At 68.1% G+C, this 16,041-nt stretch carries 13 protein-coding genes; 9 read left to right on the top strand and 4 right to left on the bottom strand.

Annotation, left to right across the window (positions count from 1 at the left end; translation table 11 throughout):
• Positions 1 to 13 precede the first annotated feature (13 nt).
• On the bottom strand, positions 14 to 592 hold the full coding sequence (locus tag ACY34H_RS06775; protein WP_464976726.1) for a TRAP transporter small permease subunit: 579 nt from the start codon (positions 590 to 592) through the stop codon (positions 14 to 16).
• A gap of 117 nt (positions 593 to 709) precedes the next feature.
• A complete protein-coding gene (gene argH, locus ACY34H_RS06770; RefSeq protein ID WP_464976725.1) occupies positions 710 to 2,107 on the bottom strand; it encodes an argininosuccinate lyase in 1,398 nt (465 codons plus the stop codon).
• Between the two features lie 105 nt (positions 2,108 to 2,212).
• Here argH and ACY34H_RS06765 point away from each other — a divergent pair, with 105 nt between their 5' ends.
• The 8 genes from ACY34H_RS06765 to ACY34H_RS06730 all read left to right on the top strand — a co-directional run bounded on the left by ACY34H_RS06765 (position 2,213) and on the right by ACY34H_RS06730 (position 13,175).
• A complete protein-coding gene (locus ACY34H_RS06765) occupies positions 2,213 to 2,752 on the top strand; it encodes a hypothetical protein (protein WP_464976724.1) in 540 nt (179 codons plus the stop codon).
• A 236-nt stretch (positions 2,753 to 2,988) separates the two neighbouring features.
• The gene (locus ACY34H_RS06760) at positions 2,989 to 5,655 is read left to right on the top strand and encodes a TonB-dependent receptor (protein ID WP_464976723.1); all 2,667 of its coding nucleotides are present in this window, start codon (positions 2,989 to 2,991) and stop codon (positions 5,653 to 5,655) included.
• Between the two features lie 9 nt (positions 5,656 to 5,664).
• The gene (locus ACY34H_RS06755) at positions 5,665 to 6,930 is read left to right on the top strand and encodes a cyanophycinase (RefSeq protein ID WP_464976722.1); all 1,266 of its coding nucleotides are present in this window, start codon (positions 5,665 to 5,667) and stop codon (positions 6,928 to 6,930) included.
• A gap of 173 nt (positions 6,931 to 7,103) precedes the next feature.
• Positions 7,104 to 8,558, top strand: coding sequence for a DUF4331 domain-containing protein (locus ACY34H_RS06750; RefSeq protein WP_464976970.1), 1,455 nt, complete (start codon positions 7,104 to 7,106; stop codon positions 8,556 to 8,558).
• 10 nt (positions 8,559 to 8,568) lie between these two features.
• On the top strand, positions 8,569 to 8,811 hold the full coding sequence (locus tag ACY34H_RS06745) for a hypothetical protein (protein ID WP_464976721.1): 243 nt from the start codon (positions 8,569 to 8,571) through the stop codon (positions 8,809 to 8,811).
• Positions 8,812 to 8,830: 19 nt separating this feature from the next.
• Positions 8,831 to 9,976: a tetratricopeptide repeat protein gene (locus tag ACY34H_RS06740; protein ID WP_464976969.1), complete on the top strand. Its 1,146-nt coding sequence runs from the start codon at positions 8,831 to 8,833 to the stop codon at positions 9,974 to 9,976.
• The gene (locus tag ACY34H_RS06735) at positions 9,973 to 11,193 is read left to right on the top strand and encodes a HupE/UreJ family protein (protein ID WP_464976720.1); all 1,221 of its coding nucleotides are present in this window, start codon (positions 9,973 to 9,975) and stop codon (positions 11,191 to 11,193) included. The genes ACY34H_RS06740 and ACY34H_RS06735 overlap by 4 nt, the downstream gene beginning before the upstream one ends.
• Before the next feature lie 2 nt (positions 11,194 to 11,195).
• Positions 11,196 to 13,175, top strand: a complete 1,980-nt coding sequence (locus tag ACY34H_RS06730; protein WP_464976719.1) for a TonB-dependent receptor — start codon at positions 11,196 to 11,198, stop codon at positions 13,173 to 13,175.
• Here the strand turns inward: ACY34H_RS06730 and ACY34H_RS06725 are convergent, their stop codons facing one another.
• Complete coding sequence (locus ACY34H_RS06725) at positions 13,176 to 13,871, bottom strand: anti-sigma factor (RefSeq protein WP_464976718.1); 696 nt, start codon at positions 13,869 to 13,871, stop codon at positions 13,176 to 13,178. It lies immediately after the preceding gene.
• On the bottom strand, positions 13,868 to 14,455 hold the full coding sequence (locus tag ACY34H_RS06720; RefSeq protein ID WP_464976717.1) for a sigma-70 family RNA polymerase sigma factor: 588 nt from the start codon (positions 14,453 to 14,455) through the stop codon (positions 13,868 to 13,870). The genes ACY34H_RS06725 and ACY34H_RS06720 overlap by 4 nt, the downstream gene beginning before the upstream one ends.
• A 113-nt stretch (positions 14,456 to 14,568) precedes the next feature.
• Between ACY34H_RS06720 and ACY34H_RS06715 the strand changes: the two genes are divergently transcribed.
• Positions 14,569 to 15,978, top strand: coding sequence for an IgA Peptidase M64 (locus ACY34H_RS06715; RefSeq protein ID WP_464976716.1), 1,410 nt, complete (start codon positions 14,569 to 14,571; stop codon positions 15,976 to 15,978).
• The last annotated feature ends 63 nt before the right edge of the window (positions 15,979 to 16,041 follow it).

The raw sequence follows: 16,041 nt of genomic DNA, 5'->3' as shown, positions 1-16,041 counted from the left end.
GTGCCGTCTCCCCTCAATCGATGCGGTTGGCTTGCCGGATGGCGTCGATCTCCTGCCGCGCCGGGGAGGCCTGCTTCGTGAACGCACTCTCGTCGAGCCGCCCGCGCAGGTATTCGATGCGTTTGATGATTTCGGAAAGCCCCTGCAGGATCATCAGCGCGAAGCCGATCGGTACCAGGATCTTGGCCGGCCAGACGATCAGGCCGCCGGAGTTGCTGGACATCTCGGCGCTGCGCAATGATTCCAGTCCGAACGGGATGCCGTAATACAGGATCACGCAGCAGATCGGCAGCAGGAAGAGGAAGAAGCCGAACAGGTCGATCCAGACCTGGGTACGGCGCGAGAAGCGGCCGACGATCACGTCGATGCGAACGTGCTCGTCGCGCCTCAGCGTGTGAGGAGCCGCGAGCAGGAAGACCGCGGCGAACAGGTACCACTGGATTTCCAGCCACGCATTCGAGCTGGTGTTCAGGGAGTAGCGGACCAGCGCATTGGCCGCGCAGACCAGCACCGCGACGAGCAGCCCCCAGGCCACCACCGCCGCGATCCTGTCGTTCAGTCCATCGATTGCCCGGGATATTGCCATCAACATCGTTGTCTCCTTTGCTTCCTTTGAGTGGACGCTGCTCTGGCGTCCGGATCGCGTGGGTGATGCGGTGACGGGGCGATGGTTTACATGGCGGGGGCTCCTGTGCGGTGAAAGGCCTGGTTACGCGCCCAGCTGGGCACGCACGCGGGCAATCGCGGCGCGCACCTGGTTCGGCGCGGTGCCGCCCACGTGGTCGCGCGCGGCCACCGAGCCTTCCAGCGTCAGCACCTCGAAGACGTCCTCGCCAACCAGCGGCGAGAAGGCGCGCAGCTGCTCCAGCGACAGATCGGCCAGGTCGCAGTTCGCATCCACGCAGGTGCGCACGGCGTGCGCCACGGCTTCGTGCGCGTCGCGGAACGGCAGGCCCTTCTTGACCAGGTAGTCGGCCAGGTCGGTCGCGGTGGCATAGCCCTGCAGCGCGGCGGCGCGCATCGCTTCCGGCTTGACGGTGATGCCGCCGGCCATGTCGGCGAAAATGCGCAGCGTGTCGACCACGGTGTCGACGGTGTCGAACAGCGGTTCCTTGTCTTCCTGGTTGTCCTTGTTGTAGGCCAGCGGCTGGCCTTTCATCAGGGTGAGAAGGCCCATCAGGTGGCCGTAGACGCGGCCGGTCTTGCCGCGCGCCAGCTCCGGCACGTCCGGGTTCTTCTTTTGCGGCATGATCGACGAGCCGGTGCAGAACCGGTCGGCGATGTCGATGAAGCCGACGCGCGGGCTCATCCAGATCACCAGTTCTTCCGACATGCGCGACACGTGCATCATGATCAGCGAGGCAGCGGCCGTGAATTCGATGGCGAAGTCGCGGTCCGACACGGCGTCGAGCGAGTTGTGGCACACGTCGTCGAAGCCCAGGCCCTGCGCCACGCGCAGGCGGTCGATCGGGAACGTGGTGCCGGCCAGCGCGGCGGCGCCCAGCGGCAGCCGGTTGACGCGCTTGCGGCAGTCGGCCATGCGCTCGGCATCGCGGCCGAACATCTCGACATAGGCCAGCATGTGATGGCCGAAGGTGATCGGCTGCGCCACCTGCATGTGCGTGAAGCCCGGCAGGATGGTATCGGCATGCTGCTCGGCCAGGTCGACCAGGGCGCTGCGCAGTTGCGTCAGCAGGCCGGTGATGTCGTCGATGGCGGAACGCACGTACAGGCGGATGTCGGTGGCCACCTGGTCGTTGCGCGAACGGCCCGTGTGCAGGCGCTTGCCGGCGTCGCCGGCCAGTTCGGTCAGGCGCTTCTCGATGTTCAGGTGTACGTCTTCCAGGTCCAGCAGCCATTCGAACTGGCCGCCTTCGATCTCCGCGGTGATCTGCGCCATGCCGCTGCGGATCGCGTCCAGGTCGGCGGTTGGGATGATGCCCTGCGCGGCCAGCATCTCGGCGTGGGCCAGCGAGCCTTCGATGTCGGCCTTCCACATGCGCTTGTCGAAGAATACCGAGGCGGTGTAGCGCTTGACGAGATCGGAAACGGGTTCGGAGAAGCGGGCCGACCAGGCCTCGCCTTTTTTGGAGAGTTGTTCAGTCATGATGGGAAGGGTCCAGGTAATCCGGCGATTATAGCCAACGTTGCATCCCCGCCGGGCTTTTACCTGCCGGTGCTATTGTTGTGTTTTTGACGACAGGAGCCCGTGATGAAGAAGTCGATTGCGATGTTCGCGTTGTTGACGGCCATGGCCGGAAGCGCATTTGCGCAGCAGGCACCGGCCAAACCGGCTGCGGCGACGGCCCTTGCGGACGCTGCCAGCATCGATGCCGTGATCGCCGCCCTGTACGGCACCATCTCCGGGCCGGCCGGCAAACCGCGCGACTGGAACCGCCTGCGCGCATTGTTCCGCGCCGATGGAAAGATGATCGTCCATGGCAGGAACAAGGAGGGCGTGTTCATGACGCGCGTGCTGTCGGTGGACGATTACATCGCCCGTGTCACGCCGCTGTTCGCGAAAGAGGGCTTCTTCGAGTCGGAACTGGCGCGCAGGACCGAGCAGTTCGGCCAGATCGCCCACGTGTTCTCCACCTACGAATCGCGCCATGCGAAAGAGGAGGCGAAACCGTTCCAGCGCGGGATCAACAGCATCCAGCTGGTCAACGACGGCCGGCGCTGGTGGGTGCAGTCCCTGGTATGGCAGGCGGAAACGGATCACAATCCGCTGCCCGATCGCTATCTGAAATAGGCACGGAGATGCCGCCGGCGAAAATAACATCGATGGCATGTTTGACGCTTGTGCACCACGCCCGCCCCTGGCACGTTTGAGTTTTGCCGCCGACCTGCGTACATTGGGACGCAATGGCATTTTGGCAAATAACACTCGAAAATCGGAGCACGGGGATCATGGGCAAGCGTCACCATCAAAAAACACAAAATAAAGTTCGTCGTCCCGTTCGCGGACATTTCGCCGCGGGTGCCGTCATGGCATTGGCGGTGCATGGCGCCTGGGCCCAGGATTCGGCCATCGCCCAGGTGGTGCCGCGCGTTGAAATCACCGGCTCGGCGATCAAGCAGATCGAATCGGAAACCCCGCTGCCGGTGCAGGTCGTGACGCGCGCGGAGATCGACCGGGCCGGCGTGACCACGGCGGCCGAACTGATGACGCGCATCTCGGCCAACGTCGGCGGCCTGACGGACGGTGTGTCGATCAATGTCGGCGGTGTCGACCAGCGCGGCATGAACAGCGCCAACCTGCGCGGCATCGGCACGTCGTCGACGCTGGTGCTGCTGAACGGCCGGCGCATGGCCAACTTCGCCTCGCCAGGCGACGACACCGGCGTCGACCTGAACAACATCCCGGCCGCGGCGCTGGCGCGCGTGGAAGTGCTGCTCGATGGCGCGTCGGCGCTGTACGGCACCGACGCGATCGGCGGCGTGATCAACTTCATCACGCGCAAGGATTTCCAGGGCGTGGAAGTCAATGCCTACGGCCTCGGCACCGACGAAGGCGGTGCCTCCAAGCGCCAGGCCACGATCAGCGGCGGCATCGGCAACCTGCAGAAGGATGGCTACAACCTGTTTGCCACGTTCGACGCGCAGGGTACCCAGGGCCTGCGCTCGTCGCAGCGCAAGTTCATCGAGGAGCTGCGCATTCCCGAGCGGCTGGGCCACCTGCTGTCCGGGTATACGGGGCCGGCGAACATCCGCCTGTCGGGGGACCAGCGCGATTACCTGAACTCCATCGGCTGGACGCTGAACGGCCGCCCGCTGACGAACCAGACGATCAACCTGTCGATCCCGAACTGCAATCCGCCGGCCAACCTGTACCTGCCGGCCGGCACCGGCGGCATCGATGCGTGCACCTACGATTACATGGGCGACACGGAGCTGTATCCGAAATCGAACAAGCAGAGCTTCCTGTCGCGCGGCGTGCTGGACCTGGGTGGCGGCCACCAGCTGTACGGCGAAGTGATGCTGAGCCGCGCGCGCAGCAACTACGTGGGCTCGTCGACCCGCGTCACCGGCGACATCGATTACAGCCTGGTGCCGGCGCTGGCCGGTACGGGGCTGGAAAACTCGGAAGACGGCGACCGCATGCTGCAGCTGCGCATGCGCCTGTTCGAGGCTGGCAACCGCACCAGTGAGCTGACCAGCATCGGCCAGCGCTACGTGGTGGGCGTGAACGGCACGTTCGGCGCGTGGGACTACGACGTGGCGTACAACCACAGCGTCAGCACCGTGAAGGACCGGGACACCCACGGCTATGTGCTGTACAACGAGCTGATCGAAGGCATCACGGCGGGCCTGATCAATCCCTTCGGTCCATCGAGCGCGGAAGGACGCGCGTACCTGGAAAGCATCCAGGTCAACGACGTGGTGCGCCATGCCAAGGGCGTGATGGATTCGGTCGACTTCAAGGCCTCGCGCACGCTGATGGCACTGCCCGGCGGCGATCTGGCCATGGCCGTGGGCGGCGAGTGGCGCCGCGAGAAAACCGACTTCACGCCATCCGAACTTCTCCTGTCGGACAATATCAACGACGACTTCGCGCCGGAAGGCGGGCGCGCCACGCACGACAGCCGCAAGGTGGCCGCCGTGTTCGGCGAGCTGCAGGCGCCGTTCGCGAAGGACTGGCAGGCGCAGCTCTCGGCGCGCTACGATCACTACGAAGCGGTAGGCCGCGCCTTCAGCCCGAAGGCCGGCCTGTCGTACACGCCGGTGAAGTGGGCGATGCTGCGCGCCTCGGCCGGCCGCGGCTTCCGCGCCCCGTCGATGACGGACCTGCACCGCCCCACTGTATACAGTGCCACCGCCACGCTGCCCGACCCGGTACTGTGCGCGGAGGTCGACTACAACTATGCCGACTGCGCGCTCAACTGGGACACGCGACGCTACAGCAATCCGAACCTGAAGCCGGAGCGCAGCCGCCAGTACTCGATCGGCGCGGTGCTGGAACCGACCCGCAATATCACCACCAGCATCGATTACTGGAAGATCAAGCGCACCAACCTGATCAGCGAGATCGGCGACGACATCATCCTGTCCAACCTGGACAAGTACGGCGACCTGGTGCACCGCGACGAAGACAATGAAATCGAGTACATCGACCTGTTCAAGGAAAACCGCGGCGCGCAGGTCGCCAGCGGCATCGACCTGGTGGTCGACCTGCATGGCATCGACACCGCGGCCGGGCGCCTGGGCGGCCGGCTGACCGGCACCTACGTGCTCGATTCGAAGATCCAGACCTCGCCCGGCGATCCGTTCATCAGCAATCTTGGCCGCTTCGTCACCGACGGCGTGGTGCAGCGCTGGCGCCACACGATCACGTTCGACTGGGACAAAGGACCGTTCTCGGCCAGCCTGTCGAACACGTTCTCGTCGTCGTACGAAGACCAGAATTCGGCCATCAACACCGATGACGGCAGCGTGGTGGAGCCGAATCGCGTGACTTCGTATTCGCTGTGGGACATGTCGGCCGCCTGGCAGGCGAGCCGTGCGCTGAAAGTGCGGGCAGGGGTGCAGAATATGTTCGACCGCAGCCCGCCGTACTCGAACCAGGCGTACCACTTCCTTTCGGGTTACGACCCCACGTACACGGACCCGCGCGGCCGCCGTTTCTATGCGAGTGTGAATTACGCCTTCAAGTAAGGAGAGCCGATGTTCAAGCCGATCTTCGCCGCGACTTTCACCATGTTCGTTGCCCTGACCGGCCTTGCAGCCACGGCGCAGACGCTTGCAACCCATCCCGAGGAGCCGGCGGAGGCGCGCGCGCCACTGCCTCCCGCCAAGGGTTCGCTGGTGATCATCGGCGGCGGCCTGCGGGCCGACAATGCCGACGTGTGGCAGAAGATCGTCAGCCTGGCGGGCGGCAAGGGCGCGCGGATCGCCGTGTTTCCCTCGGCGTCCGGCACCCCCGAGCGCGCCGCGGCCACCAGCATCGCCTACCTGAAGAAATACGGCGCCGAGCCGTTCGCCGTGCCGGTGGCGCAGCGGCTCGCCAACAGCGACTACCGCAAGGCGGCGGACGACGCGGCGCTGGCCGAAAAGATCCGCAAGGCCGACGGCGTGTATTTCGCCGGCGGCGACCAGGCCCGCATCACGCAGGCGCTGATCCGCGAGAACGGCACGCGCACGCGGGCACTCGAGGCGATCTGGGACCTGTACCGCCGCGGCGGCGTGGTGGCCGGCACCAGCGCCGGCGCCGCCATCATGAGCAGCACCATGTTCTACCGGCCCGACGCGATCCTGGCGATGCTGCGCGGCGGCGTTCGCGACGGGCAGGAAATCGCGCCCGGCCTGGGCTTCATCGGCGACGACGTGTTCGTCGACCAGCACCTGCTGGTGCGCGGCCGCTTCGCGCGGATGATCCCGGTCATGCTGGCCAAGAACTACAAGCTGGGCCTGGGCGTGGACGAGGACAGCGCGATGGTCATCAATGCCCAGCGCGAAGTGGAAGTCATCGGCTACACGGGGGCGCTGCTGATGGACCTGTCGCTGGCGGTGACGGATACCAGCAAGCCCGATTTCAACGTCAGCAACGTGCGTATCAGCTACCTCGACCGGGGCGACAAGTTCAACATCATCACGCAAAGCTACACGCCGTCGCCGGACAAGGCCGGCGGCCGGCTCGACCCGGCCCGTACCGCGCTGCGCGGCGCCGTGTTCACCAACGATATCCTCGGCAACAACGCCGTCGTCAACATCATGGAACGTCTGATCGACAGCGACCAGAACGAGGCGATCGGCATCGCCAGCGGCAATCCCCGCTCGACGACGCCGGAAGTGGGCTTCGAATTCCGCTTCACCAAGACACCGGAAACGGTCGGCTACATCTCCAGCACCGTCGAAGCGTATTCGGTGCTCAACGTGCGGCTGGACATCCGGCCGATCGATATTCCCCGTCCGCTCTATAAATACCGCTGAGAGCATGGCGTTTCGCGAATATTGCTGAGCATAAAACAATAAATTTAAAATAATTGAATCCGCCCGGCGCGCCGGTGCGTACAAGGCCACGCTGTCTCCACAACATAAAGGGGAATATCGTGGTCAACCTGATTCAACGTTCCTTACCCGCAGCACTCCCGTTCGCATTCGCGCTGCTGTCGTCGCCGGTGCAGGCGTCGAGCCATCGCGAGGCGCCGTTCATCGCCGGCATGCCGCGCGCCGACGCGACGGATTTCTACATGTTCCGCAGCTACGAGCCCGGCCGCGAGAAATTCGTGACGCTGGTCGCCAACTACCTGCCGCTGCAGGACGCCTATGGCGGGCCAAACTATTTCCAGCTGGACCCGAATGCGCTGTACGAGATCCACCTCGACAACAACGGCGACGCCAGGGAAGACATCACGTTCCAGTTCCGCTTCACGAACACGAACGCGAATGACACGTTCGCCGTCGGCGGCAAGAAAGTGCCGATTCCGCTGATCATCAACGGCGGCGCGATCAATGACGTCAATCCGCCGGGCCTGAACGTGCGCGAAACCTATATCGTGAACGTGGTGCGGGGCGACCGCCGCACCGGCGCGCGGGAGCGCATCGCCAATCCCAGCGGCGCGAAGATGTTCGACAAGCCGGTCGACAATATCGGCAACAAGGCCATTCCCGACTATGCCGGGTATGCGGCGCGGCACGTGTATGAAGTGAGCATCCCGGGTTGCGATACGCCCGCGCGGATGTTCGTGGGCCAGCGCAAGGATCCGTTCGCCGTCAACCTGGGCGAAACGTTCGACCTGGTCAACTACAAGTCGCCGGCGGTGGAGTTCGATGCGAACGCCGAGCGCAGCGCGCGCGACGACCTGGCCGACAAGAACGTGACGACGATCGCGCTGGAAGTGGCCGCCGGCTGCCTGGTGGCGCCGGGCGGCGCCGATCCCGTCATCGGCGGCTGGACCACGGCCAGCGTGCCGCAGGCACGGCTGGTCAATCCGGTGCCGTCCAACACGAACAATGCGGCGAAGGAGGGCGGCGCGTGGACGCAGGTATCGCGCCTGGGCATGCCGCTGGTGAACGAAGTGGTGATCGGGCTGAAGGACAAGGACCGCTTCAACCACAGCCGCCCCAGCGGCGACACGCAGTTCCTGCCCTACGTGACCAATCCCACCTTGCCCGCGCTGGTGGAAACGCTGTTCGCGAGCGCCGGCGTGAAGGCGCCCACGAACTTCCCCCGCAACGACCTGGTGACCGTGTTCCTGACGGGCGTGGCGGGCCTGAACCAGCCGGCCAGGGTGACGCCGTCCGAGATGCTGCGGCTGAACACGGCCATCGCGCCGGTACCGAAAGGCGGGCAGAAACGCCTCGGCGTGATCGATGGCGACAACGCCGGCTTCCCGAACGGCCGCCGGCCCGGCGACGACGTGGTGGATATCGAACTGCGCGTGGCGATGGGCAAGCTGTGCACGCTGAACCTGGGCTGCGCGCCGGCCAATGCCCCATCCGGCGCGATCCGCTTCACCGATGGCGCCTACCTCGACGATGGCGCGTTCGACGCGGCCTTCCCCTACCTGACCACGCCGATTCCGGGTTCGCCGCAATCGGTGGCGTCGCGCCAGTAGGGAGAGCACCATGAAGACGGCTTGTTTCGTGGCGGCCCTGCTGCTTGCCGGTTGCGGCGGCGGCGGCGATTCGTTCGCCGGTGCCGGGGCGGCCGGTCCCGCGCCGGCACCGGCGCCGGTTCCCGCGGCCATGGCCGACGCGTTTTTCTCCGGGGTGCAGGCACTGCTGGGCCGCGATGCCGACGGCGAACCGGTGGCGGTCGAGGGCGAGGGCACCCCGGCCGAAGGCCTCGAACCGCAGGCCGTGAACTAGCGGGGGCGCCGTGAAACGCATGATCGCGACCGCGGCGCTGGCGCTGCTGCCCCTGGTGCAGGGGGCGGCGGCGCCGCGCACGCCGGGTTCCGGCACCGAAGTGATTGCCGGGCTGCCGCGGCAGGACGACGGCCTGCGCGCATTGCGGGTTGCCGTGGCGGCGGCGCCGCGCGACCCGGTGCCGGCACTGGCGCTGGCCCGGCGCTACGTGGCGCTGGGCCGCGCCAGCGCCGATCCGCGCTACTACGGGCAGGCCCAGGCGGTGCTGGCGCCGTGGTGGGACAAAGCCGATGCGCCGGACGGCGTGCGCCTGCTGCGCGCGACGCTGCTGCAGAACGGCCACCATTTCACCGCGGCGCAGGCCGAGCTGCGCCGGATCGTCGCCGGCGATCCGGGCGCCGTCCAGGCCTGGCTGACGCTGGCGACGGTGCAGGCGGTGCAGGGCGATGCCGCCGGTGCCATCGCCAGTTGCGGCCGGGTGTCGTCGCTGGCCAGCCAGCTGGAGACGTTCGCCTGCCTGGCCGTGGCCGGTGCCAATACGGGCCGGATGCGCGGCGCGGAGCGGCTGCTCGCGCTCGGCCTCGAGAGGGAAGGCGATGCCGCGCCGGACATCAGGACCTGGGCACAGACCATGCTGGCGGAATTCGCGGCACGGCGTAGCGACGCGCCGCTGGCGCGGCAGCGCTTCATCGACGCGCTGCGCGGCGCCCCCGCGGACAGCTACCTGCTGGGCGCCTACGCCGACTTCCTGCTGGACCGGGGCCGCGCCGCCGAGGTGCCGGCATTGCTGCGCGACCATCACCGCAACGACGCGCTGCTGCTGCGGCACGCGCTGGCGCTACGGGCACTCGGCAGGCAGGACGCGCTGGGGCCGGTGCGGGCCGAGCTGCAGGCACGATTTGCTGCCGCGGCGCTGCGCGGCGACGCGGTGCACCTGCGCGAACAGGGCCGCTTCACGCTCCACCTGCTCGGCGATGCCCGTGGCGCCCTGGCGCTGGCGCAACGCAACTGGCAGGTGCAGAAGGAGCTGGCCGATACCCGCCTGCTGCTCGAGGCGGGCCTGGCGGCAGGCGACCGGACGGCGCTGCGGCCGGTGCTGCGCTGGATCCGCGAGCAGGGGCTGCAGGACGTGGTTGTCGCGCGGCTGGCGGAGCAGGCATCGTGAAAGCGCTCTTCGCCCGCTTCGTGCCTCCGTTCCCGCTCCCGCTCCCGCTCTTGCTGCCGCTCTTGCGACCGCTCCCGCTGCTGTTCCTTCTGCTGCTGGCGCTGCCGGCCCACGCGCACAAGCCCAGCGACAGTTACCTGGTGTTGCGCGTCGACGGCGCCCGCATCGAAGGGCACTGGGACATCGCACTGCGCGACCTCGACCTGGCCATCGGCCTCGATGGCGACGGCGACGGCCGGCTGACGTGGAACGAGCTGCGTGCCCGGCACGGCGCGATCGAAGCCTACGCGCTGTCCCGGCTGAGCATTGCCGCCGGCGGCGCGCCGTGCACGCTGGCCGCCGGCCTCCAGCAGGTCGACGAGCATACGGACGGCGCCTACACGGTGCTGCCGCTGCGGGGTACCTGTGCCGTGGCGCCAACCGAACTGACCGTCGCGTACCGCCTGTTCGGCGATGTCGATGCGCAGCACCGCGGATTGCTGCGTATCGGGGAAAACCACACGGCCATTCTCGGCGGCGAACGGCCGGTGCAGACGGTACCGCTGGCGCAGGCTGGCGCCGCGTCACACGCGGCAGGCCAGTTCCTGGCCTACCTCCGGCACGGTGCCTGGCATATCTGGATCGGCTACGACCACGTGCTGTTCCTCGTCTCGCTGCTGCTGCCCGCCGTGCTGGTGCGGCGCGATGGCGGCTGGCGGCATGTGCCGGCATTCCGCGGCGCCGCCACCGACGTGCTGAAGACGGTAACCGCCTTCACGCTGGCCCATTCGCTGACGCTGGCGCTGGCCGCGCTGGGCGTGGTTGCGCCGCCGTCGCGCTGGGTCGAGTCGGCGATTGCCGCTTCCGTTGCCGTGGCGGCCCTGAACAATGTATGGCCCGTGATTCCCGGGCCGCGCTGGGCGGCGGCATTCCTGTTCGGGCTGGTGCACGGCTTCGGCTTTGCCGGCGTGCTGGCCGACCTGGGCTTGCCGCGCGGGGCACTGGCGGCGTCGCTGACCGGCTTCAATCTCGGCGTGGAACTGGGCCAGCTGGCGATCGTGGCCGTTGTCCTGCCGCTGGCGTTCGCGCTGCGCGCCACGCGCGCCTACCGCCGCGTATTGCTGCCGGCCGGCTCGCTGGCGATCGCCCTGGTCGCCGTGGTCTGGCTGGGCGAGCGCGCCTTCGATGTCCGCGCCGCCGATCTCCTCGCATCGAATTTCCTTTCTCCGGGAGCTTGACCATGTGGCGAACCATCTTCACCGCGGGCGGCCTGCTCGCGGCGGCGGCCTGCGTCGCCGCCGAACCCGGCATGGCCGTTGTCCAGGTGACTGGCCAGCGCGATGGCGCGACCGATGCCGCCAGCGCCGGCAGCGTGGGCGCGGCGGAGATCGCGGCCCGGCCGCTGCTGCGCACCGGCGAGCTGCTGGAGTTCGTGCCGGGGCTGGCCGTCACCCAGCACAGCGGCGACGGCAAGGCCAACCAGTACTTCCTGCGCGGCTATAACCTCGACCACGGCACCGATTTCGCCACCTTCGTCGATGGCATGCCCGTCAACATGCGCAGCCATGCGCACGGCCAGGGCTATTCGGACCTGAACTTCGTGATTCCGGAACTGGTGCGGCGCATCGACTACCGCAAGGGGCCGTATGCCGCCGGCGACGGCGATTTCGCTTCCGCCGGCAGCGCGCGCATGGCGCTGGCCGACGCGGTGCCGGATACCGCCAGCGTCACGGCCGGCCGGCATGGCTACCGGCGCGCGCTGCTGGCCGGCACCACCCCCGGCGGCCTGCTGTATGGCCTCGACGTCCAGCGCAACGACGGGCCATGGACGGTTCCAGAAGACGTGCGCCGGTTTTCCGGCGTGCTGCGCTGGAGCGGCGGCGAGGGGGGCGGCGCCGGCGATGGCTGGCACGTGACGGCCATGGCCTACCGCAACCGCTGGCAGGCAACCGACCAGATCCCGCAGCGCGCCGTGGCGCAGGTCGGCCGCTTCGGCAGCCTCGATGCCAGCGACGGCGGCCGTGCCTCGCGCTACAGCCTGTCCGCCGGGCGGACAGGCCCCTGGGGCGGCGGCCGCGTCGAACTGAACGCCTGGGCGGTGCGCTCGACGCTCGACCTGTACAGCAATTTCACCTATGCCCTGGACCGGCCGGAGGACGGCGACCAGTTCCGCCAGAGCGAGCGGCGCCTGATGCTGGGGGCCGATGCGTCGTATGCGTGGCGCGGCACGCTCGCCGGCCTGGAACTGGACAACCGCGCCGGCGTGCAGGTGCGCGGCGACCGGCTGTCGCCGGTCGGGCTGTACACGACCGTGGCGCGCCGCACCACGGCCACCGTGCGCGAGGACCGCGTGCGCGAGACCAGCGCCGGCGTGTTTGCCGAGACCTCGGTGCAGTGGCTGCCCTGGCTGCGCACCGTGGCCGGGCTGCGCGGCGATGCCTACCGCTTCAGCGTGAACGGGCACAGCACCGATGCCACGATCGCCACGCCGAAGCTTTCCGTGATCGCGGGCCCATGGCGCGGTACGCAGCTGTTCTTCAATGCCGGGCATGGCTTCCACAGCAACGATGCGCGCGGCGTGGTCGATGGCGTGACGCCACTGGTGCGCACGCGCGGCATCGAGGCCGGTGTGCGCAGCGAGCTGGCGCCGGGGCTGGAGACATCGCTGACGGCATGGGGCCTGGCCAGCGCTTCGGAGCTGGTCTACGTGGGCGATGCCGGTACCACGGAGCCGAGCCGCGCCAGCCGGCGGCGCGGCATCGAGTGGAACACGCAACTGGCGCGCGGGCCATGGCGGGCCGACCTTGACCTGGCCGTTTCGCGGGCCCGCTACAGGCAGCAGGCGGAGGAAGGCGACCGCGTGCCCGGCGCGCTGGAACGGATGGCGGCGCTGGACGTGAGCCATGCACCCGCCGGCGCGCGCTGGTCGGCCGGCTTCAACGTGCGGCACCTGGGGCCGCGTGCGCTGGTCGAAGATGGCAGCGTGCGTTCGCGCGCCGCCACGCTGGCCGCGGCACGCGCCGGCTACCGGTTCGGCCGGCATACCCGGCTCACCCTGGACGTATTCAATCTGTTCGACCGCCGGGCCAGCGACATCGAGTATTACTATGCATCGCGGCTACCGGGCGAAGCGCGGGCCGGCACACCGGCGCGCGACGACGTGCATTTCCACCCGGTCGAACCGCGCACGGTGCGGCTGACGCTCAGCCATGCATTCTGATCACAGCACCCGTACCCAGGCACCCTTGTACAGCACCGGCCCGGTTGGCGCGGCGGGGTTCGGCGAACCGCCCTTCGGTTCCAGGCTGACGGCCAGCACCGCGACGTCGGCGCCCAGCGCGCGGTCGCTGAGTGCGATCGTGGCGGTACCCCGCTCGTCGAGGATACCCAGCGAGCGCGGCGTGCCGGCCTGCGTGATGGCCCACAGCTGCAGCGTGCGGTCGCCAGGCACCGGCGTGCCGCTCGTGGTGCGGATGGCGATCACGTTGTTGCGGCGGTCCGCCGTCACCAGCAGCGCGGCGCGGGCGCCGTCGTCCGTCAGCGCGGCGAAGGTGTCGATGCGCGGCGCCGGCTCCTGCACGGTGAGCAGCACCGCCAGGGCCACGGCCGCCGCCGTGGCAGCGCCGGCCAGCATGCGCCACCATTGCAGCGGTTCGCGGTACCACGGCTGCGCGGCGGCGCCTTCCAGCCGCAGCCGCCGGGCGATGCCGCGCCACACGCGGGCTGGTGGATCCTGCGGTGGCGCGAATTCGGCCAGCGGCACGAGCCGCTCCCGCCATTCGGCCACGGTGCGGCGCAGCGCCGCGTCGCCATGCAGCCAGCCTTCGAAGCGGCGCCGGGCGCCGCCCTGCAGCGTGCCGAGCACGTATTCCGCGGCGAGGCGGTCGCACAGGTCGGGATGGTCGCGATGGTTCATGGCGCCTCCCCGCGTGCCAGGCATGTCTTCAGCCGGTCCAGGCCGCGGCGAATCCAGGTCTTGACCGTGCCGAGCGGCAGTGCCAGCTGCTGCGCCACCTCGCCGTGCGTGAGCTCATGGAAGAAGGCCAGGCCGATGGCCTGCTGGTGGCGGCGTTCCAGCGTGGCCAGGCAGCGCGCCAGGGCCTGCGCCTGGGCCGAGCGTTGCAGCGCGTCTTCCGGGCCGGGACCGGGCGTAGCCAGCGCGGCGACGATGTCGCTGTCGAAACCGTCCGCGTCGATTTCCACGGCAGTGTCCTGGCGGCGCCGGATGTCGTGCGCCTTGTTGCGCACGATGGTCGCCATCCATGTCATCGGCGCGGCCAGCGCGGCCTGGTAAGTGCCGGCGGAGTGCCAGATCGCCACATAGCCATCCTGCAGCGCCTCCTCGGCCAGTTCGCGCTTGTGCAGGATGCGCAGGGCAAAGCCGAACAGCCTTGGCGCGGTGGCGTCGTACAGCGTGCGGAATGCCTGCGCGTCGCGGCGGGCGGCGGCCAGCAGCAGACCATGCAGGTGTTCCGGATCTTTCGGGGTGTCGTAGGGCACGGCGCTCGGTCGCTGGCAGGTGGTAACAGCAGGTTATCCTGCTTTGTCCGGCCGGGCAAGGACGGCCGGTGCCGCGGTTACAATGGCCGCCACATTTGTTCACAGGAGCTCCTATGCGCGCGTTTTCCTTCGCCGGCCTGGCCTGGCTCGCATGCGCCGGCACGGCCTTTGCCGCCCAACCCGCCACCGTGCGCGTCGACTACATCCACAGCGGCAATGCGCTGTCGGAGCATTACGCGATGGACCGCGTGGTGATCGAACCGCTGCCCTGGCCGGGCGACATGACGCGCACGCTGGACGACACCGACCGCGGCATCAACAAGGTCGAAGTGGTCGATGCGAAGACGGGCCGGCTGCTGTACTCGCGCGGCTTTTCCACCATCTTCGGCGAGTGGAAAACGACGGACGAGGCGGCGAAGGCGACGCGCGCCTTCGGCGAATCGGTGCGCTTCCCCAAGCCGGATGCGCCGGTCAAGGTGCGCATCCTGAAACGGGACGAGCGCAACCAGTTCTCGATCGTGTGGACGGCCGACGTCGACACCGATGCGCTCGACGTGGTGCGCAGGCAGCCGCCGGCGCCGGCGAAGCCGGTTCCCATCCGGGTCAGCGGAGCGTCGCCGCAAAAGGTGGACCTGCTGATCCTCGGCGACGGCTATACGCGCGCCGAACTGGGCAAGTTCGAGCAGACCGCGAAGCGGCTGGCCGACTACCTGTTCACCGTGTCGCCGTTCAAGGAGCGCGCGCAGGATTTCAATGTGTGGGGCCTGGCCGTGCCGACCGAGGAATCCGGCGTCAGCCGCCCGTCGACGAACACGCATCATGCGTCCGCGCTGAACACGCGCTACGACATCTTCGGCAGCGAACGCTATGTGCTGACCACGGATAACCGCGCGCTGCGCGACATCGCCCAGCACGCGCCATACGAATTCATCGAGATCCTCGTCAACAACGATACCTACGGCGGCGGCGGCATCTACGGCCAGTTCAGCACGGCCGCGGCGAACAACGACTGGGCCAACTACCTGTTCGTGCACGAGTTCGGCCACCACTTCGCCGGACTGGCGGACGAGTACTACACGTCGCCGGTGGCTTACCAGGCCAGCGCCGGGCGCCCGGAACCGTGGGAGCCGAACGTGACGGCGCTGCACGATCCCGCCAACGTGAAGTGGCGGCACTTCGTGAAGCCGGGCACGCCGTTGCCGACGCCGTGGCCGAAAGCGGAATACGAGGCCCATTCGCGCGAGTACCAGAAGGTGCGCGCGCAACTGCGCAAGGACAACCGGCCCGAGGCGGAGATGAGCAAGCTGTTCGCCGACGACCTGGCGTGGACGGGGCGCCTGTTCTCGAAGGCCCCGCATGCGCACACGGTGGGCGCGTTCGAAGGCGCGAACTATGAAGCCAAGGGTTACTACCGTTCGCAGCAGCAGTGCCTGATGTTCGACCGCAGCGAAGCGTTCTGCGCCGTGTGTGCCGAGGCGGTGGGGCACACGATCGACCTGTACTCGCGGCCGGGAGGAAAGTAAGAAAGATAACAAAATGTTACTAGGTTCGGTACCGCACAGTGGATATCGTTTGGAAACTTTAAT

It is taken from the genome of Pseudoduganella sp. jia 9, assembly GCF_055502615.1.
Note: the sequence above shows the minus strand (reverse complement) of the source record. Positions and strands in the feature narration are given on the sequence as shown.

Excerpts from the sequence above, each read along its gene's own strand:
- ACY34H_RS06730 (WP_464976719.1), top strand. The coding sequence starts at position 11,196 with ATGTGGCGAACCATCTTCACCGCGGGCGGCCTGCTCGCGGCGGCGGCC.
- ACY34H_RS06715 (WP_464976716.1), top strand. The coding sequence starts at position 14,569 with ATGCGCGCGTTTTCCTTCGCCGGCCTGGCCTGGCTCGCATGCGCCGGC.
- ACY34H_RS06725 (WP_464976718.1), bottom strand. The coding sequence starts at position 13,871 with ATGAACCATCGCGACCATCCCGACCTGTGCGACCGCCTCGCCGCGGAA.
- ACY34H_RS06755 (WP_464976722.1), top strand. The coding sequence starts at position 5,665 with ATGTTCAAGCCGATCTTCGCCGCGACTTTCACCATGTTCGTTGCCCTG.
- ACY34H_RS06765 (WP_464976724.1), top strand. The coding sequence starts at position 2,213 with ATGAAGAAGTCGATTGCGATGTTCGCGTTGTTGACGGCCATGGCCGGA.
- argH (WP_464976725.1), bottom strand. The coding sequence starts at position 2,107 with ATGACTGAACAACTCTCCAAAAAAGGCGAGGCCTGGTCGGCCCGCTTC.
- ACY34H_RS06740 (WP_464976969.1), top strand. The coding sequence starts at position 8,831 with ATGATCGCGACCGCGGCGCTGGCGCTGCTGCCCCTGGTGCAGGGGGCG.
- ACY34H_RS06775 (WP_464976726.1), bottom strand. The coding sequence starts at position 592 with ATGTTGATGGCAATATCCCGGGCAATCGATGGACTGAACGACAGGATC.
- ACY34H_RS06745 (WP_464976721.1), top strand. The coding sequence starts at position 8,569 with ATGAAGACGGCTTGTTTCGTGGCGGCCCTGCTGCTTGCCGGTTGCGGC.
- ACY34H_RS06760 (WP_464976723.1), top strand. The coding sequence starts at position 2,989 with ATGGCATTGGCGGTGCATGGCGCCTGGGCCCAGGATTCGGCCATCGCC.